The sequence below is a fragment of the Mixta theicola genome, assembly GCF_002895925.1.
Lineage (GTDB): Bacteria > Pseudomonadota > Gammaproteobacteria > Enterobacterales > Enterobacteriaceae > Mixta > Mixta theicola.
The window spans coordinates 185,284-210,126 of record NZ_NWUO01000006.1 but is presented as its reverse complement, the minus strand read 5'-3'; the positions used below and the strand labels follow the sequence as shown (position 1 = coordinate 210,126).

20 protein-coding genes and 1 pseudogene are annotated in these 24,843 nt (G+C 56.2%); 11 read left to right on the top strand and 10 right to left on the bottom strand.

Annotated elements, in window-relative coordinates:
• Window positions 1–224: 224 nt before the first annotated feature.
• The gene (yjbE, locus tag COO59_RS10330; protein ID WP_103059708.1) at window positions 225–464 is read left to right on the top strand and encodes an exopolysaccharide production protein YjbE; all 240 of its coding nucleotides are present in this window, start codon (window positions 225–227) and stop codon (window positions 462–464) included.
• 138 nt (window positions 465–602) lie between these two features.
• Here yjbE and greB read toward each other — a convergent pair whose 3' ends face one another.
• Window positions 603–1,103 carry a transcription elongation factor GreB gene (greB, locus tag COO59_RS10325; protein ID WP_103059707.1) on the bottom strand — a complete coding sequence of 167 codons (501 nt, stop codon included), beginning with the start codon at window positions 1,101–1,103 and terminating at the stop codon, window positions 603–605.
• 201 nt (window positions 1,104–1,304) lie between these two features.
• Here greB and COO59_RS10320 point away from each other — a divergent pair, with 201 nt between their 5' ends.
• The 4 genes from COO59_RS10320 (at window position 1,305) to COO59_RS10305 (ending at window position 8,124) form a co-directional block, all read left to right on the top strand.
• On the top strand, window positions 1,305–3,629 hold the full coding sequence (locus tag COO59_RS10320; protein WP_103059706.1) for a Tex family protein: 2,325 nt from the start codon (window positions 1,305–1,307) through the stop codon (window positions 3,627–3,629).
• A gap of 130 nt (window positions 3,630–3,759) precedes the next feature.
• A complete protein-coding gene (gene feoA, locus COO59_RS10315) occupies window positions 3,760–3,993 on the top strand; it encodes a ferrous iron transporter A (protein ID WP_103059705.1) in 234 nt (77 codons plus the stop codon).
• Window positions 3,990–6,302, top strand: coding sequence for a Fe(2+) transporter permease subunit FeoB (gene feoB / locus COO59_RS10310; RefSeq protein ID WP_103059704.1), 2,313 nt, complete (start codon window positions 3,990–3,992; stop codon window positions 6,300–6,302). Before feoA ends, feoB begins: the two co-directional genes overlap by 4 nt.
• Window positions 6,303–6,438: 136 nt before the next feature.
• Window positions 6,439–8,124 (top strand): alpha-amylase family glycosyl hydrolase, encoded by a 1,686-nt coding sequence (locus COO59_RS10305; RefSeq protein WP_103059703.1) that lies wholly within the window; start codon window positions 6,439–6,441, stop codon window positions 8,122–8,124.
• Between the two features lie 30 nt (window positions 8,125–8,154).
• On the opposite strand, the gene COO59_RS10300 is transcribed toward COO59_RS10305, so the two are convergent.
• Window positions 8,155–8,424 carry a YdgH/BhsA/McbA-like domain containing protein gene (locus COO59_RS10300; RefSeq protein WP_103059702.1) on the bottom strand — a complete coding sequence of 90 codons (270 nt, stop codon included), beginning with the start codon at window positions 8,422–8,424 and terminating at the stop codon, window positions 8,155–8,157.
• A 174-nt stretch (window positions 8,425–8,598) separates the two neighbouring features.
• Window positions 8,599–9,372, bottom strand: a complete 774-nt coding sequence (bioH, locus tag COO59_RS10295) for a pimeloyl-ACP methyl ester esterase BioH (RefSeq protein WP_103059701.1) — start codon at window positions 9,370–9,372, stop codon at window positions 8,599–8,601.
• A gap of 39 nt (window positions 9,373–9,411) precedes the next feature.
• On the opposite strand from bioH, the gene gntX reads away from it, so the two are divergent.
• From gntX to COO59_RS10270, 4 genes and pseudogenes are all read left to right on the top strand, one after another.
• Window positions 9,412–10,095 carry a DNA utilization protein GntX gene (gene gntX / locus COO59_RS10290; RefSeq protein WP_103059700.1) on the top strand — a complete coding sequence of 228 codons (684 nt, stop codon included), beginning with the start codon at window positions 9,412–9,414 and terminating at the stop codon, window positions 10,093–10,095.
• 58 nt (window positions 10,096–10,153) lie between these two features.
• On the top strand, window positions 10,154–10,729 hold the full coding sequence (gene nfuA, locus COO59_RS10285) for a Fe-S biogenesis protein NfuA (RefSeq protein ID WP_103059699.1): 576 nt from the start codon (window positions 10,154–10,156) through the stop codon (window positions 10,727–10,729).
• A 382-nt stretch (window positions 10,730–11,111) separates the two neighbouring features.
• Window positions 11,112–11,285, top strand: a pseudogene (locus tag COO59_RS10275) (DUF3289 family protein); the annotation flags it as partial.
• Complete coding sequence (locus COO59_RS10270; RefSeq protein ID WP_103059697.1) at window positions 11,282–11,749, top strand: DUF943 family protein; 468 nt, start codon at window positions 11,282–11,284, stop codon at window positions 11,747–11,749. The pseudogene COO59_RS10275 and the gene COO59_RS10270, both read left to right, overlap by 4 nt.
• Before the next feature lie 121 nt (window positions 11,750–11,870).
• Here COO59_RS10270 and malQ read toward each other — a convergent pair whose 3' ends face one another.
• On the bottom strand, window positions 11,871–13,949 hold the full coding sequence (gene malQ / locus COO59_RS10265; RefSeq protein WP_103059696.1) for a 4-alpha-glucanotransferase: 2,079 nt from the start codon (window positions 13,947–13,949) through the stop codon (window positions 11,871–11,873).
• Between the two features lie 50 nt (window positions 13,950–13,999).
• Window positions 14,000–16,405, bottom strand: coding sequence for a maltodextrin phosphorylase (gene malP, locus COO59_RS10260; protein WP_103059785.1), 2,406 nt, complete (start codon window positions 16,403–16,405; stop codon window positions 14,000–14,002).
• Between the two features lie 368 nt (window positions 16,406–16,773).
• Between malP and malT the strand changes: the two genes are divergently transcribed.
• Window positions 16,774–19,491, top strand: coding sequence for an HTH-type transcriptional regulator MalT (malT, locus tag COO59_RS10255; RefSeq protein WP_103059695.1), 2,718 nt, complete (start codon window positions 16,774–16,776; stop codon window positions 19,489–19,491).
• 27 nt (window positions 19,492–19,518) lie between these two features.
• Here the strand turns inward: malT and COO59_RS10250 are convergent, their stop codons facing one another.
• The 3 genes from COO59_RS10250 to glpE form a co-directional block, all read right to left on the bottom strand.
• Window positions 19,519–20,277, bottom strand: coding sequence for a DeoR/GlpR family transcriptional regulator (locus COO59_RS10250; protein ID WP_103059694.1), 759 nt, complete (start codon window positions 20,275–20,277; stop codon window positions 19,519–19,521).
• Window positions 20,278–20,369: 92 nt separating this feature from the next.
• Window positions 20,370–21,194 carry a rhomboid family intramembrane serine protease GlpG gene (gene glpG / locus COO59_RS10245; RefSeq protein WP_103059784.1) on the bottom strand — a complete coding sequence of 275 codons (825 nt, stop codon included), beginning with the start codon at window positions 21,192–21,194 and terminating at the stop codon, window positions 20,370–20,372.
• A 34-nt stretch (window positions 21,195–21,228) separates the two neighbouring features.
• Window positions 21,229–21,558 carry a thiosulfate sulfurtransferase GlpE gene (glpE, locus tag COO59_RS10240; protein ID WP_103059783.1) on the bottom strand — a complete coding sequence of 110 codons (330 nt, stop codon included), beginning with the start codon at window positions 21,556–21,558 and terminating at the stop codon, window positions 21,229–21,231.
• 280 nt (window positions 21,559–21,838) lie between these two features.
• Between glpE and glpD the strand changes: the two genes are divergently transcribed.
• Window positions 21,839–23,347 carry a glycerol-3-phosphate dehydrogenase gene (glpD, locus tag COO59_RS10235; protein WP_103059693.1) on the top strand — a complete coding sequence of 503 codons (1,509 nt, stop codon included), beginning with the start codon at window positions 21,839–21,841 and terminating at the stop codon, window positions 23,345–23,347.
• Window positions 23,348–23,435: 88 nt separating this feature from the next.
• Here glpD and COO59_RS10230 read toward each other — a convergent pair whose 3' ends face one another.
• Together COO59_RS10230 and COO59_RS10225 are read right to left on the bottom strand one after the other, a co-directional pair.
• The gene (locus COO59_RS10230; protein WP_103059692.1) at window positions 23,436–23,942 is read right to left on the bottom strand and encodes a hypothetical protein; all 507 of its coding nucleotides are present in this window, start codon (window positions 23,940–23,942) and stop codon (window positions 23,436–23,438) included.
• A 12-nt stretch (window positions 23,943–23,954) separates the two neighbouring features.
• Window positions 23,955–24,842: a hypothetical protein gene (locus COO59_RS10225; protein ID WP_103059691.1), complete on the bottom strand. Its 888-nt coding sequence runs from the start codon at window positions 24,840–24,842 to the stop codon at window positions 23,955–23,957.
• Between the last annotated feature and the right edge of the window lies 1 nt (window position 24,843).

Below are 24,843 nucleotides of genomic sequence, written 5' to 3'. Positions count from 1 at the left end.
TAGGTGTCAGATTAATGCGCCCTGAGACCAACTATCAGCAGAAAAAACTGGCATTTATTTTTTTACCGTTACGCTCAGCCAGGAATATTCGCAGCAGGTAAAAAGTCGATCCAGCCATAACTTAAGTTAACGTTATTCGTTAAAAAACAATGCTTTTCAGCGCTGCCCTGACAAAACTATATTCTCCCCGACAACCGTGATTTATTTATCAGCCGGGAATAAATATGAACAAAATAATGTTGATTTGCTCGCTGGCTCTGTTTGTCAGTGGATATGTAATGGCTACTGAACCCGCAGGCGGCGCGGCCGCAGGCGCTCAGGCAACCACCGAAGCGAAAGGCACTTCTGATGCGGAAGGCGTAGCGGTTGTTGGCGCGCTACTGGGCCTGGCCCTTGCCACTGCAGGCGGCGGCGATGGCTCCAGTACCGCAACCACCACCACAACCAGCACCATTCCACATTAAAATTTATTAAAGCGCCCACTCAGGTCAAAAATTATAAAAATTTTGTTGCTGTTGTCTTTTGCCACCGGAGAATAAGCGTTGCCCGGGCTTACTTAAAAAGTCATTATTCTCCGCTTCTTTTTTACGCTGCGGCACGGATTAAACGGCGTCGGCGTCATTCTGGCCCTGACGATAATCAATCCGGTTAATAAACCAGATTTTTTCTCCTTCAGGCGTATTCACGCTCACCTCGTCATCCACCTCTTTTTTAATCAGCGCGCGCGCCATCGGCGAATCAACGGAAATATAGTTTTTCGCTTCACCGTAGATTTCATCCGGCCCAACAATACGAAAGCACTTTACCTCGCCCTGTTCGTTTTCCACCTCAACCCAGGCGCCGAAAAAGACTTTGCCCTCCTGCTGCGGCGAATAATCGACGATTTTCAGCTCGGCCAGGCATTTTCGCAGATAGCGCACCCGCCGATCGATCTGACGCAGCAGGCGCTTGTTGTAGGTATAATCCGCGTTTTCGGAACGATCGCCCAGGCTGGCCGCCCAGGAGACGATTTTGGTGATCTCCGGGCGCTTTTCACTCCACAGATAATCGTGTTCCGCCCTGAGCTTGTTATAACCTTCACGGGTAATCAGTTGCGTCTTCACACACCCATCCTGTCTGCTGAAACTAACGGTCCGACAGCCTTGCGCCGCCCTTTGGCGCTAATGGTACAACATCAAAATCGACGTGTGGTAAATCGCTTTCGGAATATGGCCTAAAGCGCGCCGCATCGCTGGTAATTTCGCCCGTCAATCCGTATAACTGTCCGCTATTTCTCAAACTCTGTTAGCAAGATAGTTGAACCGATGATGAATGATTCACTGAACCGCATTATTGCGGGTGAACTTCAGGCGCGGGCTGAACAAGTTGATGCCGCAATCCGCCTGCTGGACGAAGGGAACACCGTGCCGTTTATTGCACGTTATCGTAAGGAAATCACCGGCGGGCTTGATGATACCCAGCTACGACAGCTGGAAACCCGCCTCGGTTACCTGCGAGAGCTGGAAGATCGCCGCCAGGCCATCCTGAAATCCGTTGCGGAACAGGGCAAACTCAGCGATGAACTCGCCGCCGCGATTAACGGCACCCTGAGCAAAACCGAGCTCGAAGATCTGTACCTTCCCTATAAGCCGAAACGCCGCACGCGTGGACAGATTGCTATCGAAGCTGGTCTGGAGCCGCTGGCTGATTCTCTGTGGCAGACCCCTTCCCAGGAGCCGGAACAGCTGGCCGCCCGTTTTGTTGATGCCGAAAAAGGCGTAGCCGACGTTAAGGCGGCGCTGGATGGCGCACGCTATATCCTGATGGAGCGTTTCGCGGAAGATGCCGGTCTGCTGGCGAAAGTGCGCGATTACCTGTGGAAAAACGCGCACCTGGTGTCACGCGTGGTGGAAGGAAAAGAGGAAGCAGGCGCGAAATTCCGCGACTATTTCGATCATCACGAGGCGCTGGCGACGGTGCCTTCGCATCGCGCGCTGGCGATGTTCCGTGGCCGCAACGAAGGCGTGCTGCAGCTGTCGCTCAATCCCGATCCGCAGTTTGATGAGCCGCCGCGTGAAAGCTACGGCGAACAGCTGATCAGCGAGCATCTGAACCTGCGTCTGAACAACGCGCCGGCGGACAGCTGGCGTAAAGCCGTGGTGAGCTGGACCTGGCGCATTAAAGTACTGCTGCATCTGGAAACCGAACTGATGGGCAGCGTGCGCGAGCGTGCGGAAGAAGAAGCGATTAAGGTATTCGCCCGCAACCTGCACGATCTGCTGATGGCGGCGCCGGCAGGAATGCGCGCCACTATGGGTCTCGATCCGGGCCTGCGTACCGGGGTAAAAGTCGCCGTGGTGGACGCCACCGGCAAGCTGGTCGCCACCGATACCATCTATCCGCATACCGGCCAGGCGGCAAAAGCGGCGGCGGCAGTCGCGGCGCTCTGCACGCGTCATCAGGTCGAGCTGGTGGCAATTGGTAACGGCACCGCCTCACGTGAAACCGAGCGCTTCTTCCTTGAAGTACAAAAGCAGTTTCCGCAGGTGACGGCGCAAAAAGTTATTGTCAGCGAAGCGGGCGCATCGGTTTACTCGGCGTCCGAACTGGCGGCGCTGGAGTTCCCCGATCTTGATGTTTCTCTGCGCGGCGCGGTTTCTATTGCCCGCCGTCTGCAGGACCCGCTGGCGGAGCTGGTGAAAATCGATCCGAAATCAATCGGCGTGGGCCAGTATCAGCATGACGTCAGCCAAAGTCAGCTGGCGAAAAAGCTGGATGCGGTGGTGGAAGACTGCGTAAACGCCGTCGGCGTCGATCTTAACACCGCCTCCGTGGCGCTGCTGACGCGCGTGGCCGGACTGACGCGCATGATGGCGCAGAATATCGTGAACTGGCGTGATGAAAACGGCCGCTTCCGCAGCCGTCAGCAGCTGCTGAAAGTCAGCCGCCTTGGGCCGAAAGCCTTTGAACAGTGCGCGGGCTTTCTGCGTATTAACCACGGCGATAACCCACTGGATGCGTCCACGGTGCACCCGGAAGCTTATCCGGTGGTCGAGCGTATTCTGGAGGCAACCCGCCAGTCGCTGCGCGAGCTGATGGGCAATCCGAATGAGCTGCGTAACCTGAAGGCGGTCGATTTTACCAACGAGCGTTTCGGCGTGCCGACGGTCAGCGATATTCTTAAAGAGCTGGAAAAGCCAGGCCGCGATCCGCGTCCGGAATTCAAAACGGCGCAGTTTGCCGAAGGCGTTGAGACGATGAACGATCTGCTGCCCGGCATGGTGCTGGAAGGCGCAGTGACTAATGTCACCAACTTTGGCGCTTTCGTGGATATTGGCGTCCATCAGGATGGGCTGGTGCATATCTCTTCGCTCTCCGACAAGTTCGTCGAAGATCCGCATACCGTGGTGAAAGCGGGCGATATTGTTAAGGTCAAGGTGCTGGAGGTGGATCTGCAGCGTAAGCGTATTGCGCTGACCATGCGCCTGGATGAGCAGCCGGGCGAAGCGCCGTCGCGCGCCGCGCCGCGTAGCCAGGAGCGCAGCAATCATCGTTCGGCGGCGAAGCCGCGTCCGCGCGGCAATAGCTCCGCCGCGGGCAACAGTGCGATGGGCGATGCGCTGGCTGCGGCGTTGGGTAAAAAACGCTAACTTTATGGGCGGCCTCGTGCCGCCCTTTGTATCATGTTTGTTCTAAATCAACACTAACGATAATCGTTCTCATTAATATGGTGCCGTTTTGTTCTTGCCGCCTTAAGCGACAGTCAATGAGGTGCCTTCTATGCCACTGCTTGCCCGCCAGCACTACCAGATTCTCGGTTTTTCTTCCGCCGTCAGCCCCGCTTATCGGCAAAAACTGCTTGCCCTTGGCCTGTTGCCCGGCGCCTGCTTTCAGGTGTTGCGTATCGCGCCGCTGGGCGATCCGCTACAGATCCAGGCCGGACGCGTCAGCCTGATGCTGCGGAAAAAGGATCTGGCGTTGCTGCAGCTGCAGCCGATCGCGGAGGCGGCATGAAAAGCTGCACGATTGGCCTGTTAGGCAACCCGAACGCCGGAAAAACCACCCTGTTTAATCAGCTCACCGGCGCGCGTCAGCGCGTTGGCAACTGGGCTGGCGTCACCGTCGAGCGTAAAGAGGGCTTTTTTACCGCCGGCGACACGCGGGTTAATTTAATCGATCTTCCCGGCACCTATTCGCTCACCACTATTTCGCAGCAGGCTTCGCTCGACGAGCAGATCGCCTGCCACTTTGTCTTAAGCCAGCAGGCGGACCTGTTCATTAACGTGGTTGACGCCTGTAACCTTGAGCGCAACCTCTACCTCACGCTACAGCTGCGTGAACTGGGCGTGCCCTGCATTGTGGCGCTCAATATGCTGGATATGGCGGAAAGCCAACGCATTACCATTGATATTCCCGCTCTGGCGCAGCGCCTCGGCTGTCCGGTGGTGCCGGTGGTTTCAACGCGCGGCAGCGGGCTGGATCGCCTGAAACAGCTGATTGATGAAGGCATTCCCGCCTGCGCGCCGCTGGAGGTTTGCTATCCGGCTGAGCTGGGCAGCGCCGTCGATCGGCTGGCGGCGGCGATGCCAGTCAGCGAAAGCCGTCAGCAGCGGCGCTGGCTGGCGCTACAGCTGCTGGAAGGGGATATTTATAGTCGTCAGCAGGTAAGCGAGTTGGCGCTGCAGCGTTTAGCAGAGCTGGAAACCCAGCTGCCGTCGGATATTGCGGTAGCCATTGTCGCCGCGCGCTATAAGAAGCTGGCGGCGATCGGTGCCGACGTCAGCAATCAGCACCTGCTGGCGCCGCATCGGCTGTCGCAGCGGCTGGATAATCTGGTATTGAACCGCTGGCTGGGCTTTCCGATCTTTTTGCTGATGATGTATCTGATGTTCGTGCTGGCGATCAATATCGGCGGCGCAATCCAGCCGCTGTTTGACATTGGCTCAACGGCGCTGTTTATTCATGGCATGCAGTGGCTTGGCGCTACGCTGCATTTCCCCGTCTGGCTGACGCTGTTTCTCGCTCAGGGCGTGGGCGGCGGGATCAATACGGTGCTGCCGCTGGTGCCGCAGATTGGTTTGATGTATCTGTTTCTCTCCTTTATGGAGGATTCCGGCTATATGGCGCGCGCCGCTTTCGTCGTCGATCGGCTGATGCAGTCGCTTGGCCTGCCGGGCAAATCCTTTGTGCCGCTGATTGTGGGCTTTGGCTGTAACGTTCCTGCGGTAATGGGCGCCCGCACGCTGGACGCACCGCGTGAACGGCTGATTACGGTGATGATGGCGCCCTTTATCTCCTGCGGGGCCAGGCTGGCGATTTTTGCCGTGTTCTCGGCCGCCTTCTTCGGCACGCACGGCGCGCTGGTGGTGTTTAGCCTCTACCTGACCGGCATTGTGATGGCGGTGTTAACCGGCCTGCTGCTCAAATATACGCTGCTGCGCGGCGAAGCCTCGCCTTTCGTGATGGAACTGCCGAGCTGGCACGTCCCGCATCTGAAAAGCCTGCTGCTACAGGCCTGGCAGCGGCTGCGTGGTTTTGTGCTGCGCGCCGGGAAAGTTATCGTTATCGCCAGCATCCTGATTGGCGGGCTGAACAGCTTCTCGTTTAACGGTCAGCCGGTTAACAGCATCAATGATTCGGCGCTGGCCAGCGTTAGCCGGATATTAACTCCGCTACTGTCGCCTATCGGCATCCAGCCTGATAACTGGCAGGCTTCGGTCGGCCTGCTGACCGGCGCGATGGCAAAAGAGGTAGTAGTAGGTACGCTGAATACGCTTTATACCGCCGAAGCGCTGCATGAAGAGCCGTTTAACGCCAACGACTGGAGCCTGAAGGCGGAACTGGCCGATGCGGTAACGGAAACCTGGCAGGGGCTGAAAGAGACGCTGACCCTGAGCGTACTGGCCAACCCGATTGAAGCCAGCAAAGGCGATGGCGAAATGGCGGGCGGCGCAATGGGGCAAATGAGCCGTCAGTTCGGCAGCGATGCCGCCGCTTTCAGCTATCTGCTGTTCGTGCTGCTCTACATTCCCTGCGTCTCGGTAATGGGCGCGATTGCGCGTGAAAGCAGCCGTCGCTGGATGAGCTTTTCCATTTTTTGGGGATTAAACGTCGCTTACTCTCTTGCCACGCTGTTCTGGCAGTTTTCCCGCATCAATGAACAGCCGCTGGCCAGCGGCCTGATTATTCTGCTGGTGCTGCTGTTTAACGCCGCTCTGCTGCTGCTGTTGCGCCGGGTTAAGCTGCCGCCGCAGCGCATTCCGATCAGGGTGCTGCCCGTTGAAAGCGATGAGAGGCCGTTAAAAAGCGGGGAATGCCATTAGCCAGCAGCGCGACGATTTTGCCCGGCGGCCCCATCCCGACAAAGGGAGCCGCTGTAGCGGTTGCGATTTTAGCCCGGCGGTCTACAGTAAAAACTAACGCCCTTGCGAACCTAATGCTGCAGCCCGCCGGATAAACATGGATATTATCAATAACTTAATCGATAAGATCTACCAAAACACCTTTCCGATGGCCGCGCGGGAGCGCCTGCTGTCCCACATTCGCGCCGCCCGTGATGCGATAAAAAAACCGCGCAAGCCGCACTGGGATGAAAAAGATGTGATGCTGATAGCCTATGCCGATCAGTTTCGCGAACCGGAAGCGCCCACGCTCGCCACCTTTTCACGCTTTTATCAGCAGCATTTGCAGTCCACCTTTAATCTGGTTCACCTGCTGCCTTTTTTCCCGTGGTCATCTGACGACGGCTTTTCCGTGATTGATTATCATCAGGTCAACCCGATATGCGGCGAATGGCGCAACGTTGCCGAGCTGCATACCCATACGCGCCTGATGTTCGACTTCGTTTGCAATCATATTTCTTCGCACAGCGCCTGGTTTAAACACTACCTGGCCTGCGATCCCGGCTGGGATGATTTTTTTATCAGTATGCCGCCCGGCACCGATTTAAGCAGCGTGACCCGCCCGCGCACCTCACCGCTGCTGACGCCCTTCGAACGCGCCGATGGTAAAACGCACTATATCTGGACCACCTTTAGCGCCGATCAGATAGACCTGAACTTTGCCAGCCCCGAAGTGCTGATCCGTATGGTTGACGTGCTGCTGGAATACCTGAAAAAAGGGGCCGACTACGTCAGGCTGGATGCGGTGGGCTATATGTGGAAAACGCCCGGAACGCGCTGTATTCATCTGGAAAACACCCATCTGCTGGTGAAACTGTTCCGCGCTATTGCCGACGTGGTCGCGCCCGGCACGGTGCTCATTACCGAAACCAACGTGCCGCATCAGGACAACATCAGCTATTTTGGCAACGGCCAGGATGAGGCGCAGATGGTTTATCAATTCTCGCTACCGCCGCTGGTGCTGCACGCCATCCATAACGGCTCGGCGCGAGCGCTGCGCCAGTGGGCTGCCGGTCTCGATCCTCGCACCACCACCACCTTTTTTAATTTCCTCGCGTCACACGATGGGATTGGCCTTAACCCGGCGCGTGGCATCCTGCCGGAAGTAGAGATTGTTGCGCTGGTGCGCGATTTGGCGCTGGAGGGCGCGCTGATCTCCTATAAAAATAACCCGGATGGCACCACCAGCCCGTACGAAATCAACGTTACCTATATGGACGCGTTGAACAAACAGAACGATGACGATGATACGCGCATCCGGCGCTTTATGCTGGCGCACGCTATTCTGCTGGCTTTCCCCGGCGTGCCCGCCATCTATATCCAGAGCATTCTTGGCTCGCGCAACGATCGGGAAGGCGTCAAAGTCGCGGGCCATAACCGCGCCATTAACCGGGAAAAATATGCGCTTTCGGCAATCGAAAAAGCGCTGTCGGGCGGCGATTATCTGCGTCAGCAAACCTTTAACCGGCTCAGCGCGCTGATTCAGCTACGCACACGTCAGCCAGCGTTTCATCCCGATAATCCGATGGAAATCTTCGACAGTGAAAACAGGCTACTGCTGATACGCCGCTATTCATCGGTGGAAGATAATGGCCTGCTGTGCGTATTTAACCTGAGTGGGGAAAGCGTAAATGCCACGCTGCCGGAAGCGAAGAAATATCACGATATTATTGAACAGAAGCTGATTGATGGCTCACAGCCGGTAACTCTGCCGCCGTGGCATTATCTGTGGCTAAAAGGATAAGCAGGCATAACAGGTATGCCTGCTGAGGCATTACTTATAGACGTCAGCCGTGGCGCTGAAACGACCATGCTCACGTCCGGCGACTACCAGAAAATATTTACCGCCCTTCTCATCCGCCATTTTTGACAGCTCACGTTTGGCATCCATCGGCGAGGTGGTTTCCGCCGTGGTATTCACCGTGCCGATTTTCTGCAGATTCATTTTCTGCACATCTTCTTTGGTCACTTCCTTTGCCGCCAGCGCAGAGAATGAGAGGCCGCCCAGCAGGCAAGTTACAGCAACAGTTTTAATGATATTCATAGTTCACCTTCGTCATAATTTAACCGGGAAAATCAGACCGCCAAGTGAATACAATGAGATAGGGATGACAGCGCCCTGCTCCCTGGCAGACTTTTACAGTCATGATCGGCGGCCTTGCTCAGCTACAATTATTAACGCCCGGTGATATTTTTCCAGCTAAAGAGATAAAGTTTCTTAAACAGACTGGCTGAATTGCCTTACCGCCGCGCAAAATTCCTGCGGATGGGAAATAAACGGCGCATGAGCGGCTTTCTCCATGATGAGAGAAGAGCTGTTGGGCCAGCGCTGATCCAATAGCATGGCGACTTTACGCGGCACCAGCCCATCCAGATAGCCATAAATACGCAGCAGCGGAACCTGAAGCGCGTCCATTTCATCGCGTAAATCAACGCTCCGTAAGATTTCCAGCCCGCCCGTCAACACTTCAACCGGTGGTATCGGCTGCGACAGCACCACCTCTTTTAACGCGCGGGCATCCTGCCTGGCGCTTGGCGTACCCAGCGTTTGCAGCGCTAAAAAGCGCTCAACGGTGCGCTGATAATCCTGACTAAGCTGCTGCTGAAAGCCGGTCAGCGTCTCTGGCTTAATCCCTGGCCAATCCTCATTCGCGGCGGTAAAGCGGGGCGAAGAAGCCACGGTAATCAGGCCGATAACCTGCTGCGGATAGCGCAGCGCCAAACGGCTGGCAACCAGACCGCCCAACGACCAACCCAGATAGATCGCCTTTTCGGGCAGATGAGGCATCAAAGCTTCACTCATTTCATCCAGCGTTAATGCACCAAATCCCTGGCTGCGACCAAAGCCCGCCAGGTCAACGAAATGCAGCCGAAAATGTGCGCTGAGCGGCTCCTCGATGCAACGCCATACTTCCGCGTTCAGTCCCCATCCGTGTAGCAGCACAAGATCGCGATTGCCGGTGCCGGTTGTGTGCCAGTAAAGCTGCGCCATCAGTTATTGTCTCATCGTCGCTAAATTAAGGAGATCGCTATGCTACCAATGCAGGGAGGCTGTTGGCTATGCCAGACGCCGCTGGCGCTGCCGATACAGGGATTATGCAGCTACTGTTTGCGCGCCCTGCCGCCGTTGCCGCTTTGCTGTCCGCGCTGCGGGCTGCCTGCCGGTGATGCGCTTGTTATCTGCGGACGCTGCCTGCGTCGCCCGCCGCCCTGGCGACAGCTGATCGCAGTAAGCGACTACCGTCCGCCGCTAAGTCTGCTGATTTCGCGCTATAAATTCTCCGGGGTGACCGCACTCTCGGTGATGCTGGCGCGGCTGATTTTGCTAAGCTGGTTAACGGCCAGGCGTCAGCGCGGCCTGCCTCGTCCCGATTTACTGCTGGCCGTACCGCTGCATCATCAGCGGGCCTGGCGACGCGGTTTTAATCAGGCTGACCTGCTGGCACAGCCGCTGGCACGCTGGCTAAACTGCGCTTATTACCCACAGGGCGTAACGCGCCGCCGCACGGCCCTTATTCAGCATCAGCTTGGGGCGCGCGCGCGTAAGAACAACCTGCGCGGCGCTTTCCGGCTTGAAATCACCGTTCAGGATCGCCATATCGCTCTGATTGATGATGTGGTTACCACCGGCAGCACAGCAGCGGAAATCAGCCGGCTGCTTATGCGTGCCGGAGCGGCCAGCGTCCAGATTTGGTGCCTTTGCCGTACCTTGTAGAGCGTCGGCGATGGGCGTATTATAACCAACTAAATTAGTCAACTATTGAGCAACTGCCATGATCCGAATTACCGATGCCGCCCAGGACCATTTTGCAAAACTGCTTTCAAATCAGGAAGAAGGCACCCAAATCCGCGTGTTCGTGATTAATCCGGGCACCCCAACGGCTGAATGTGGCGTGTCATATTGTCCGCCGGATGCGGTAGAGCTGAGCGATACCGAACTGAAGTTTGAAAAGCTTTCCGCCTATGTGGATGAGCTGAGCGTGCCCTATCTGGAAGATGCCGAGATCGATTTTGTTACTGATAATCTCGGTTCTCAGCTGACGCTGAAAGCACCGAACGCCAAAATGCGTAAGGTTGCTGATGACGCGCCGCTGCTGGAGCGTGTTGAATATCTGCTGCAGGCGCAGATTAACCCGCAGTTGGCCAGTCACGGCGGCCGCGTAACGCTGATGGAAATCACCGATGAAGGTTATGCCATTCTGCAGTTTGGCGGCGGCTGTAACGGCTGTTCTATGGTCGATGTGACGCTGAAAGAAGGGATTGAAAAAGAGCTGCTGGTCGCTTTCCCTGAGCTGAAAGGCGTACGCGATCTGACTGAACATCAGCGCGGCGAACACTCTTACTATTAAGCGTAGGCCCGGCGGCACCGCCGACGATAAACGAGCATGTTTCTGGTGAGCCAGAGATGCGCAAAAAAATAAAAGGCGACGCCCAGGTCGCCTTTCATTTGGCACATAAAAATTATTGCGTAAAGCATATAATAACAAAACGCTAGTCTGACATCCGGCTTGCTCTGAGTGCCAGCCACGCTATTTATTTCTGTTTTATTTAGCAGGTTTTTTATTGCTTTTATATTCCCCGCCCTCATCTTTTTCGATTGATATTATTAGCCAGCAGACTTTCTCAATGCTATTTATTGCAAAGCGTACCTGCGCTTAAGAACACCCTGATTAATTAACGAGAAACGTTACGTTGAAATACCAGCGTGACGTTATTACATGTTAATCAAAATATACCGGGCAGGATCATTTCGGCCTGGACGTTGACGATATTCAAAAGGTTAAATTTAAGCAATTCCAGTTTTTCAGGATATGGTTTATTCTACAGCGTTTTGAGCAATTCGGGTTCCGCCCCTTCTTAACCAATATGGAAGCGACAATATCTATCGAGGGAAAGCGCCCATGAGCAGGAAAAAATCATTTCACTTTCTTATTTTCATCACGATTGCGGCTATGGGTATTTATCTTTACCTGGATAACCGGCACGTTAACATTATTAGCGCGCATCATGACCGGTACAGTGCTGAAGTATTAGTCGATCATTTACCTATTACCGCCTCATCTGCGATTAACTGGTGGCTGGAAAACCAGAGCGCTATCCTGAAAAAATATCATATTCCCTCTGGCGACGCAGGCGGGCCAACTAACTTTACCGTTTTTGCTTTTGGCACTGGCTACCGGAAAGAGGATGCGAACGATATGCTCTGTTTTGATGATATGCCTTCCCCTGAAAACTGCATCGACAAAGAGATACTGTTAACGGTTGGCCGCAACCGTGAGGGTAATACCCGATTCGCCTTTGGTAATTCAGCCTATATTCGCTATGCCGATGGCCGTATTACTGAATTAAAAAAAGAAACATTCCACTGATGGCAGCGGGGCTTTCACCCCGGACTCATAACGCTTTAATGGCATGATAATCATACTGTGCTCGGGCTGCGCCCGAAAAACGTACCCGACCCGTCTTTACCTGACCGGCCGGGCTTGAGGGTTAACTGCCTTCGGCTTTACGTCGTTTATCCAGATCCTTAATCAGCCGGTTGATCCGTTCATCGCTGAACATCTCCTCCAGCGTGCGGCTGAGCTTGCGCCGCCAGTTAGGATATTGATCTACCGTGCCCGGCACGTTCACCGGCTGCTCCATATCAAGCCAGTCCTCCGGCTGCAGGCCCAACAGCGCGCTGGCGCTGGCGGCGATATAGCGCTGCATCCCGCGGCTCAGCTCCGTCGATACCGGCAGCTTCGCCGCCCGCTTGCCCAGCGTTTTCGGTACGCAACCCTGCTCATGCAGCGCGTTCAGCAGAGCCTGCTTCTGCCGTTCGCGGTTCTCATACAGCCCTTTCAGCACCGCTTTGTCCGGATAAAGTCCCAGCTTCTCGCCCAGCGTCAGATCGTCCGCGCTCCAGAAACCGCGCAGCGTCGGCAAATCGTGCGTCGCGGCGCTGGCCATCGACTGGCGCGGCCACTGCTGCGGCGCACGATAACGATCGGCACTCTCCTGCTCAAAATAGAGCACTTTCCACGAATAGATGCCGCTGCGGCGCAGCTTGCCAACGATCTCCTGCGGCACCGTTCCCAGATCTTCGCCGATCACCATACAACGATTGCGCTGGCTTTCCAGCGCCAGGATCGCCAGCAGATCGTCAACCGGATAAGAGATATAAGTGCCGTGATTTGCCGTCATCCCATAAGGGATCCACCACAGGCGCAGCATCGACATCACATGATCGATGCGCAACGCGCCGCAGCTGGCCATATTAGCGCGCAGCATCTCAATAAACGGCTGATATGCCCGCGCCGTCATAACATGCGGATCCATCGGCGGCAGGCCCCAGTTCTGGCCCAGCGGCCCAAGAATATCCGGCGGCGCGCCAACCGAGGCCGTCAGGCAGTAAAGATCGGGATCGCGCCAGGTTTCCGCTCCGCCTTCCGCCACGCCAACCGCTAAATCCCGGTACAGACCAACCGACATCCCGCGCTGCTGACAAACCTGCCAGCACTCGTCAAACTGGCGGTTAGCCAGCCATTGCAGCCACAGCCAGAAATGAACCTCCTCCTCATTTTCGCGGCAGAACTGCTGTACCGCCTCGTTCTGCGCCTGACGATACGCTTGTGGCCAAACCGGCCAGCCCCAACGCTGTCCGTCCTCCCGCAGCATGGCGCCATGCAGCGCATCGTACGCCGCCTGGCTGTAGAGGTTTTCACCGCCTGCGCTGATAAAGGCGGTAAAATGGCGCCGCGTTTCATCCTGCGTATCACGCGTAGAGAACTGCGCCCATGCCAGCCGCAGCCCGTCGATTTTCAGCTGATTAACCGCGCTATAGTCCACCCACTCCGTCTGGCGCGCCGCCTGCACCCGGCGCTGCGTCTCTTTCTTTTTCCACCAGCGCTGCGCCGCCTCGCTATGCTGGAAATCGGGGACGCGCTCCACGTCGATATAGATGATATTCATCCAGCGACGTGACGAAGGGCTGTAAGGGCTGGCGCTTTCCGGGCTGGCGGGATAGAGCGAATGAATCGGATTAAGGCCGATAAAGTCACCGCCGCGATCGGCAATCTGCATCAGCATCTCGCTTAAGTCGCCGAAATCACCGATGCCCCAGTTGCGGGCGGAGCGCAGCGTATAGAGCTGCACGCAGGCTCCCCAAAGCTTCTCGCCGGCCAGCAAAGGCTGCGGTTCATAGCAGCGCTGCGGCGCGATAATTATCCGGCAGGCCCACTGCTTTCTCCCCTGCGCCAGCGTCAGCTGATGGTAGCCCTGCGGCAGGCGCGGCGGCAGCGCAAAGGCTTCACCGCCCTGCGCCTCGCCCTGATACGTTTTGCCCTGCTCGGTCTGTAGCTGCCAGTGAAACTGACCGCTGCCGTCAGGCGCAATCACGCGCTTCTGCCGTCCGCTAAACACCTTTACCGGCGGAAGCGGCGCCTTACTGGCCGCGCGGGGAAATCCCATCGCTTTTAGCAGCCATTGCCGGGTTTCCACGCTGATGGCCTCCGGCTCTCCTTTGGCATTGATATAGCTGGCAGCAATCCCGGCCGCGCTGGCGTCCTTCTCAAGTTGAGTTAAATCCATAACGCTTCCTGAATCCGTCTTCTATCCTGAGCGGCCTGCGCCGCCCGTCTTTAACGTTTGCTCTGCCAGATACGCTGTTGATAATCGCGAATGGAGCGGTCAGAACTGAACATACCGGTACGCGCGGTATTAAGAATCGCGGTACGCGTCCAGGCTTCCTTATCGCGCCATAGCGCTTCAACGCGTTCCTGAGCGGCGATATAGTCGGCAAAGTCCGCCAGCACCAGCCACGGATCGCCATTTTTGGTCAGGCTCTCCAGCAGCAGATCAAACGCATGTTTATCGCCGTGGCTGAAATGGCCTTTTTCCAACTCTTTCAGTAATCCGTCGAGATGCTTATCTTTCTTACGCAGCTTTTTCGGATCGTAGCCTTTGGCCTTCAATGCCTTAACTTCATCCACGGTATTGCCGAAGATAAAGATATTTTCCTCGCCCACCTGCTCGGCAATTTCCACGTTAGCGCCGTCCAGCGTGCCGATAGTCAGCGCGCCGTTAAGGGCCAGCTTCATATTGCCGGTGCCGGAAGCTTCATAGCCCGCCGTGGAGATCTGCTCAGAAAGATCCGCCGCCGGGATCATCAGCTCGGCGACGGTAATGCGATAATCCGGAATAAACACCACCTTCAGCCGATCGCCAATAAGCGGATCGTTATTGATCATCTGCGCCACTTTATTAATGGCATAGATAATGTTTTTTGCCAGGTAGTAGCCGGGCGCGGCTTTTGCGCCAAACAGGAAAACGCGCGGCACTTTGTCCAGCTGCGGGTTATCGCGCAGTTGACGATAGCAGTGCAGGATATGCAGCAGCCCAAGGTGCTGACGCTTATATTCATGCAGACGTTTGATTTGCACATCAAACAGCGCGTCGGGATTAACCTCAATGCCGGTAACCTGGCGGATATAGTCAGTCAGGCGCTGTTTATTGTCATGTTTGATCTGGCGATAGCGCTGGCGGAACGCTTGATCATCCGCGTATGGCTCCAGCGCTTTTAGCGCGTCCAGATGGGTGACCCAGTCGTTATTGCCCAGCGTCTCATCAATCAGCGTCGCCAGCGCCGGGTTGCACTGTTTCAGCCAGCGGCGCGGCGTAATGCCGTTGGTGACGTTAAAGAATTTATGCGGCCACAGCTGGTGATATTCCGGGAAGAGATCCTTCACCACCAGATCGGAATGCAGCGCCGCTACGCCGTTAACCGCGAAGCCGCTGACCACGCACAGGTTCGCCATGCGCACCTGTTTATCGTACAGCACCGCCACTTTTTCCCAGACTTTTTCATCGCCGGGCCACTGCTTATCCACCTGCTTTTTGAAGCGCTGGTTGATCTCTTTGATAATGACGAAATGACGCGGCAACAGCGAGCGCACCAGGCGTTCATCCCAGCGCTCCAGCGCCTCCGGCATCAGCGTATGGTTGGTATAGGCGAAGACGTTGCTGGTGATATGCCAGGCTTCATCCCAGCTTAGCTGATGTTCATCCAGCAGCACGCGCAGCATTTCCGGAATGGCGATGGTCGGATGGGTATCGTTAAGCTGAATCACCTCGTAGTCGGGCAGCTCCGCCAGCTGGCGTCCCGCCTGATGATGACGGCGCAGAATATCTGCCACCGAGCAGGCGCACTGGAAATACTGCTGCATCAGGCGCAGGCGTTTGCCTTCCTGATGATTGTCGTTGGGATAGAGGACTTTGGTCAGCTTCGCCGCGTCGATGCCCTGCTGCTCCGCCTGCAGGAATTTGCCGTCGTTAAACAGCGTTAAATCAAACGGATGCGCATGAGTCGCCTGCCACAGACGCAGCGGCTGCGCCAGGCCGTTGCGATAGCCGATAACCGGCAGATCCCAGGCTTCGCCGCGCAGTATAAACGCCGGTTCCCAGCGCAGGGAGCCGTCGCTGTTTTTTAACACTTTACCGCCGATGCCGACCTCTACATCCAGCGCGGCGTTATGGCGGAACCACGGATAACAGGCGCGTTGCCAGTCATCCGGCGCCTCGCGCTGCTGACCGTCGTCGAAAGACTGACGGAACAGGCCGTACTGATAGTTAAGCCCGTAACCGATAGCTGCCTGGCCGACCGTCGCCATCGAATCAAGATAGCAGGCCGCCAGCCGTCCCAGACCGCCGTTGCCCAGCGCCGGATCGACCTCTTCCTCCAGCAGATCGCTAAGCGCGATCCCCTGCTGCGCGAGCAATGCTTTTACCTCGTCATACCAGCCAAGGTTAATCAGGTTATTACCGGTCAGACGACCAATCAGAAACTCCATGGAAAGATAGTTAACGTGGCGCTGCTGCCTGCCGGGTTTCGCTACCGGCTGGGCCGCCAACAGTTCGGCTAATGCCGCGCTGACCGCTTGCCACCACTGATGTCGGGTCATTTCGCTAGCGCTGCTCAGCCCCAGGTGTTGCCACTGGCGCGTTAACGCCGCCTCAAAACGTGACTTATTGAATTTTTGCTGCGACATACGAATCTCTTCCGGTAAGTAAATGGTTCGCAAAAAATTAATACATATGCTGACGTTAACCCCGTTCGGCGGCATCCTCCCGCAGCCGGGTTCCACAGGGAGGAGCCGCAGGGCGTAGGCAAAATTGTGATCGCTGACGGGTTAATTTAAGACGGCGTGATAAAAAAAGCGCCTTTCCGCCCGTTATCTGTTGGCTTTCGTTCGAAAAATGTCAAAAAATGATAAGGAAATGTGATGAAGTGCAACTTAATGAAGTCTGGTCAGAAACCGTTCTTGCATTAGCGCGCGCCAGGACAGAAATTACTTAATTACGCAGCGTAAAATAATTCTTTTCGTTTCCTTCTATTTCACCACAGTGAAGTGTCGCCATGCTGATACCATCGAAACTCAGCCGTCCTCTGCGGCTTCAGAACACCATTGTTCGGGAGCGTTTGATAGCCAGGCTTGCGAACATTGCGCACTACCGTTTAGCTCTGATCAGCAGCCCTGCCGGCTATGGCAAAACGACGCTGATGGCACAGTGGGCAGCGGATAAAAGCAATCTCGGTTGGTATTCGCTGGACGAAAGCGATAACTACCCGGAACGCTTCGCTAACTATTTTATGGCCGCGGTACAGCAGGCCACCGACGGGCACTGCTCGCGTAGCGAAGCGCTGGCGCAAAAACGTCAGTATGCCAGCCTCAGCGCGCTCTTTTCCCAGCTGTTCGTGGAGCTCTCCGAATGGCATCGGCCGCTTTACCTGGTGATTGACGATTATCATCTGCTGACTAACGATGCCGTCCATCAGGCGATGCGCTTTTTTATTCGTCATCAGCCAGAAAACCTGACGCTGATTATTCTGTCGCGGAATTTGCCCTCGCTGGGCATCGCTAACCTGCGCGTACGCGAGCAGCTGCTGGAGATTAACAGCCAGTCGCTGGCCTTTACGCCGCAGGAGGCGAAGCAGTTTTTTGACCGCCGTCTGCAGCGGCCGATTGGCGCGGATGATTCCCAGCGGCTGTGCGATGAAGTCGCCGGCTGGGCGACCGCGCTACAGCTGATCGCCCTGACGGAGCGCCAGTCCAATACCCCTACGCATCATTCCGCCCAGCGACTGGCGGGGATTAACGCCAGCCACCTTTCTGATTATCTGGTGGATGAGGTGCTGGACTGCGTGGATAACGCGACGCGCAACTTTTTGTTACGCAGTTCCGTGCTGCGTTCAATGAACAATATGCTGATTGCCCACCTGACCGGCGAAGAAAATGCGCAGCTGCGGCTGGAAGAGACCGAGCGTCAGGGCCTGTTTTTGCAGCGCATGGATGACAGCGGAAAATGGTTTAACTTTCATCCGCTGTTCGCCAGCTTTTTACGCCAGCGCTGTCAGTGGGAGCTAAGCAGCGAACTGCATCAGCTGCATCGGGCGGCGGCGGAGGGCTGGATGGCGCTCGGCTACGCTGGCGAAGCTATTCATCATGCGCTGGCGGCGGAAGATACTCTGCTGCTGCGCGACATCCTGCTGCATCACGCCTGGTCACTGTTTAACCACAGCGAGCTGGCGCTGCTGGAAGAGGGGCTGAAGGCGCTGCCGTGGCAGCTGCTGGTAGATAATCCCCGGCTGATCCTGCTGCAGGCCTGGCTGGCGCAAAGCCAGCATCGCTACGGCGAAGTGAACCTTCTGCTGGCGCGCGCTGAAGAGGAGATGACGCGACAGCAGATCGCTATCGATGCAGTGCTAAGCGCCGAGTTTGATGCGCTACGCGCGCAGGTGGCGATTAACGCCGGGAAACCCGAAGAGGCGGAGCTGCTGGCCAATCAGGCGCTGGCTAACCTGCCGCTGGCTAACTACTACAGCCGCATTGTCGCCACCTCGGTAAAAGGGGAAGTCCTGCACTGTCAGGGCCAGCTGGAGGCGGCGCTGGCGACCATGCAGCAGACCGATGAAATGGCGCGCCACTATAGCAGCTGCCATTACACGCTCTGGGCATTGCTGCAGCAGAGCGAAATCGTGCTGGCGCAGGGCTTTCTACAGACCGCTTACGATATGCAGGAAAAAGCCTTTGCGCTGATCAAAGAAGAAGGGCTGGAACAGCTGCCGATGCATGAGTTCCTGCTGCGCATTCGCTCGCAATTGCTGTGGTCGTGGGCGCGCCTCGACGAGGCAGAAGAGATCGCCCGTAAAGGGCTGGAAGTGCTGGCTAACTTCCAGCCGCAGCAGCAGTTACAATGCCTGGCGATGCTGGCGAAATGCGCGCTGGCGCGTGGCGATCTGGATAATGCGCGGCGTCATTTGATCCGCTGCGAAAACCTGCTGGGCAACGGTCAGTATCACAGCGACTGGGTGACAAACGCTGATAAGCCGCGCGTTATTTACTGGCAGCTGACCAACGATAAAGTCGCGGCGGCTAACTGGCTGCGGCTGACGCCTAAACCGGCCACCGCCGATAACCATTTTTTGCAGGGCCAGTGGCGCAATATCGCTCGCGTCCAGATTCTGTTGGGCCAGTATGATGAAGCCGAAGTGGTGCTGGATGAGCTGAATGAAAGCGCGCGGCGGCTACGGCTGACCAGCGATCTGAATCGTAATTTGCTGCTGCTTAACGCGCTTTACTGGCAAACCGGGCGTAAAAGCGAAGCCCAGCAGGCGCTGATTGAGGCGCTGACGCTGGCGAACCGCACCGGCTTTATCAGTCACTTCGTGATTGAAGGCGAAACCATGGCGCAGCAGCTGCGTCAGCTGTTGCAGCTGCACACGCTGCCGGAGCTGGAGCAGCACCGGGCGCAGCGCATTTTGCGCGATATTAATCAGCACCATCGCCATAAGTTCGCGCATTTCGATGAAAGCTTTGTCAGCCGCCTGCTGACGCATCCGCAGGTGCCGGAACTGATCCGCACCAGCCCGCTGACGCAGCGCGAATGGCAGGTGCTGGGGCTGATCTACTCCGGTTACAGCAACGATCAAATTGCTGGCGAGCTGGAAGTGGCGCAAACCACCATCAAAACCCATATCCGCAATCTGTATCAGAAACTGGGCGTAATGCATCGGCAGGAAGCGGTGCAGCAGGCGCAGCATTTGCTGCACCTGATGGGCATGAGCGTGGCGTAAAGTTTAATACGGGGCGATGGCGTGGTCTCAGCACAGTTCCAGATGGACTTCGTGCTGTTCAATCACTTTCAACACGCTGGCGGGCGGCATTTCATTGGTGAACAGATAATCCACCAGGCTCATATTTCCTAAGTTAACCATCGCGTTGCGGCCAAATTTAGAGTGGTCGGCAACCAGCATCGCACAGCGCGAGTTTTCAATAATCGCCCGCTTGGTGCGCACTTCGTGATAGTCAAACTCCAGCAGCGAGCCGTCCATATCGATGCCGCTGATGCCGAGAATGCCGTAATCAAGCCGGAACTGGGAGATAAAATCGAGCGTGGCTTCTCCCATAATGCCGCCGTCACGCGTACGCACTTCGCCACCGGCGATAATTAAGCGGAAATCGGGCTTCGTCATCAGCAGCGTGGCAACATTCAGGTTATTGGTCACGATGCGCAGATCGTTATGGTTCATCAACGCGTGCGCCACCGCTTCCGGCGTGGTGCCAATATCAATAAACAGGGTCGCCCCGTCGGGGATCTGGCTGGCCACGCGTTGCGCGATCCGCGCCTTTTCCGCCGACCACATCATTTTACGATCCTGCCAGGCGGTATTTTCCGAACTGGAAGGCAGCGCCGCGCCACCGTGATGCCGCTGTATTTTGTTCTGATCGGCCAGATCGTTTAGATCGCGGCGAATAGTCTGCGGACTGACGTCAAAATGCTCCACCAGCTCTTCGGTACTTACATATCCCTGACGCCGAACCAGCTCGATAATGGCGTCATGACGTTGCGTCTGCTTCACATAAATCTCCTGTTAGTCGCGCGACATCAGGCCGCAGCAACACGATTCCACGGCTTTTGCCAGCGGCCTGCGCCGGGCTGATGCTACAGGCATCAGCGTTTATTCACCCGGCGCGTATCAACAAACGCCATCGCCAGCCCCACCATCAGGCCGGTGACGTGCGCGGCGTTAGCAATCGACAGGCCAAATGTGCCAAAATAACCCATGACCAGCCACAGAATAGCGAAAGCCATCAAACCGCGCTCCAGGAAAATACCACTTTCGGGATCGCGCTCGCCCCGCAGCCACGCATAGCCCATCAGCGCATACACCACGCCGGAGAGCCCACCGAACCAGACGCCGCTGAATTTGGCCTGCATCCAGCCGCTTAATAAGGCGGAAATCAGGGCGATGACAAACAGCTTGCCGCTGCCCAGCCGCTTTTCCACCGCTCCGCCGATATACCACCACCACAACAGATTAAACACCAGGTGCAGCAGGGAAAAATGCAGCAGCGCATGGCTGAACCAGCGCCAGAGCTGGAAATATTGCGAGCTGTCCGCCGGCCACGCCATCCAGGCGAGCGCGGTGCGATCGCCGACAATCTGCATCAGAATGAAAACGGCGATACAGGCGATGCCCAGCAGGATAGTGAGCGGCCCGGCGCGCTGACGCAGGTTAGTCAGCAGGCTGTCGCGCTGATAGTGTAATCCGCTATCCGTGGTGCCGCTCTGCCAGCTGGCGGCCTGATAGCGCGGATGAAAAGGATCGCGAACAAACTGTTCAAGTTCGTTTTCGACCATGACCAGTTTCGTCTCATCCTCCAGCAGCAGGATAAACTGTTCTTCCTTTTTGATATGCAGGGTAACGCCGCGCGTAGCCATATAGTCAACAAACGCCTGCGCCATACGCGGATTATTGAACTGAGTCAGTTGTATCATTGCCCGTTTCCTGAGATTTGTAAGGCGACGCTTACTCCGCTTGCGCCTCAACCAGCTGCGGGAAGGCTACACGCCAGGCGTCAAAACCGCCGTCAATGCTATACACCTGCTCAAATCCCTGCTGGATCAGATACTGCGCCGCCCCTTTGCTGCTGTTGCCGTGATAGCACATCACCAGCACCGGCTTATCAAAATCGGCCTGCTGCATAAAATTGTTCAGCGTGCCATTCGTCAGGTGGAAAGCCCCTTTGGCATGTCCCGCCGCGAAACTTTGCGGATCGCGAATATCGACCAGCAGCGCTTCGCCTTCAGTCAGTTGTTGTTGCGCCATATCGACGCTGATGCATTCAAATTGTTCCATAGCGGGTTCCAAATCAACGAGGTGCGATAAGCCGATTGCAGGCTCGAACGACATATCCGCGCCGCCTTTCAGCCGTGAAGTTGCCTATTGTAACGCGAAGCGATGGAACTATAACCCAACCAACAGCAAGGTTAACGCCGCCCGACGCGGAGAATTATGTTAACTGAATCACGCTAAGCTGTTTTTATTAGGTTAAAGCTGGCGTCAATGTTGGTTTGCGATTATTATTATGCTCGAAAACGAACATAGACGAACTATTCCGAACATCGGGGGAGAAGACGTGGAAACCAAAGATCTGATCGTTATCGGCGGCGGCATCAACGGTGCCGGTATTGCGGCCGACGCCGCAGGACGCGGACTGTCAGTGCTGATGCTGGAGGCGCAGGATCTGGCTTGCGCGACCTCTTCCGCCAGCTCAAAGCTTATTCACGGCGGCCTGCGCTACCTTGAACATTATGAATTCCGTCTGGTCAGCGAAGCGCTGGCCGAACGTGAAGTGCTGCTGAAAATGGCTCCGCATATCGCCTTCCCCATGCGCTTCCGCCTGCCGCATCGTCCGCATTTACGTCCGGCATGGATGATCCGTACCGGTCTGTTTATGTATGACCATTTGGGCAAACGCACCAGTCTGCCGGGCAGTAAAGGGTTGCGTTTCGGCGCGAATTCCGTGATGAAACCGGAAATTACGCGCGGTTTCGAATATTCCGACTGTTGGGTGGACGATGCTCGTCTGGTGGTGCTGAACGCTCAGGAAGTGGTGAAACGCGGCGGTGAGGTGCGTACCCGCACCCGCGTTACCCGCGCCTGGCGCGAAGACGGCCTGTGGATGGTCGAAGCGGAAGATGCCGATAGCGGTAAAACCTTGCTCTGGCGCGCCAAAGGTCTGGTGAACGCCGCTGGCCCGTGGGTTAAACAGCTGTTTGATGACGGCCTGAAGCTGAAATCACCTTACGGCATTCGCCTGATTAAAGGCAGCCACATTGTGGTGCCGCGCGTTCACACGGAAAAACAGGCGTACATTCTGCAGAACGAAGATCATCGTATCGTTTTCGTTATTCCGTGGATGGATGAGTTTTCCATTATCGGCACCACCGACGTGGAATATAAAGGCGACCCTAAACAGGTAAAAATTGACGATAACGAGATCGCTTATCTGCTGAAAGTGTATAACGCGCACTTTAAGAAGCAGCTGGATCGTAGCGATATTGTCTGGACCTACTCCGGCGTGCGTCCGCTGTGTGACGACGAATCCGATTCACCGCAGGCGATTACCCGCGATTACACGCTGGATGTGCGTGACGATGCGGGCAAAGCGCCGCTGCTGTCGGTATTCGGCGGCAAGCTGACCACCTACCGCAAGCTGGCTGAACATGCGATGGAGAAGCTGGCGAAATATTACGCTAATATCGGCCCGGCCTGGACCAAAACGGCGGTGCTGCCGGGCGGCGATATTGCCGGTACGCGTGAAGATTATGCTGCCAGCCTGCGTCGTCGTTATCCCTTTATTAGCGAAGGCATGGCGCGACATTACGCCCGCACCTACGGCAGCAACAGCGAGCTGATTTTACAGAACGCCGCTTCCCTGACGGATCTGGGCGAAGATTTCGGCCACGATTTCTATGAGGCCGAACTGCGCTATCTGATGAAAAACGAATGGGTGCGCGAACTGGACGACGCCATCTGGCGCCGTACCAAGCTTGGCATGTGGCTGAATAAGGCGCAGCAGGCGCGGGTGGTGCAGTGGCTGGAAGCGCACGGCAAAAAGCCGACGCTCTCGCTGGCTTCGTAAACTATCAGGGCCGCTGCCTTCAGTTTCCTCCAGCGGCCCGCTGCGCTTTTCGTACCCGACATGGCGTCGGGTACGGTCAACTCCTTCGTCAAACGGACGGCGTAACAATCACCTCATAGCTGCCGCTGTAGCTGCCCAATGGATAAGTCTCGCTGCGATTAGCCGAAGAAAAGCGCACTTTAACCCCTTGCTGCATATCCGGAATATCCTGAAGCGTGGGATAAACCGGTTGATTATTAAGCGGGTAGGCGCTGGAAACTTCCTGGCCATCGCTGCGAATCCAGGCGTTATTAAGCTTCATCAGATCATTATTCTCCGACAGCAGGCCACCGCCAGAGGGCGCATACAGCATCAGTGAAACCCCGCTGGCGTTACCGACAAACTGAAACGCTGGCGTTACGCCGCTCATATAGCCGTTTTTATCTTCCAGCCGCAGGCTGATCACGCCGTTGGTGACATCCTGACCCTCTACATAAACCCGCACGCTGGTATTGATCTCAGCAACGATGTCGATAGTGGTTTTTACCGACCTTGCCGCCTGTGCCGAAGCGATCGTCATAAAAATCAGCATGGCCGGTAACGATAAGTATTTCATTCTGTACTCCTGTTAAATTTCCGGCGTAATGACGGCGGTCAGGGTATCCAGCAGGCGCGTCCCCGCCGCCATTCCCTGGGTAACTCTTCCCACAAGCGTAAATTCAATATTCAGGACGTCAGACGTGGCGATACCGGCAGGAATGCGTCCATGCCATGCGCTGCCCGGCGTAATTTCCCGCCCACCCACGCTGATGGAATAAGGAATAAACTGCTCACGTAGCGACGAGCGCAGGCGATAACGGCTATCCTGCTGCTGGGCAGATTCAAAAGAGAGCGTATAGGGCAATACCTCATCGCCCGCCTGTCGCGTTTTACCAATGCGCAAGCGTACCGCGGCGGTGGTATCACTCTGTACGCCAACCAGGCCAAACTGTAGCGTTGGACTATCAAAGGCGGCGGTCAGGATCGGCACTTCCTCTTGCAGCACGCTAAGATCGAGAATCAGCGGATAGAGAGTGCTGCCTTCCCCTGCGGGATGAAAACTGACGCTGCCAACCTGCGTGCGTAAACCATAGCCCTGCCGCATCAGCGCTGAGTAATCCTGCGGCTGAGACTCGCTTTTTAGCTGTACGCTAATCTGTCGGCTTTGCGTCCCGGCGCTGAACAGAACCGGTTCGCCACAGGCCAGGCGCTGATGATTATCCAGCAGCAGCGACAGGCGCAGCGATTCCACTGCCAGATCGCCGCCGTCACAGCGTCCGACGGCGGAAGGTAATATTTGCAACGTCAGCGCTTTCTCTGGCGGCTGAATAAAGGTCAGCGTATCCGCGCCGCCGGTTAGCCCTTCGGTCAGGATGCGCAGGCTGCCGCTGGCCTGCGGCTGAATAACCAGCGCGCCACCGGCCAGCGCCGCCGGAGACAGCAGGATTAGCGCAATTAACAGATGCCGCATTCGCATG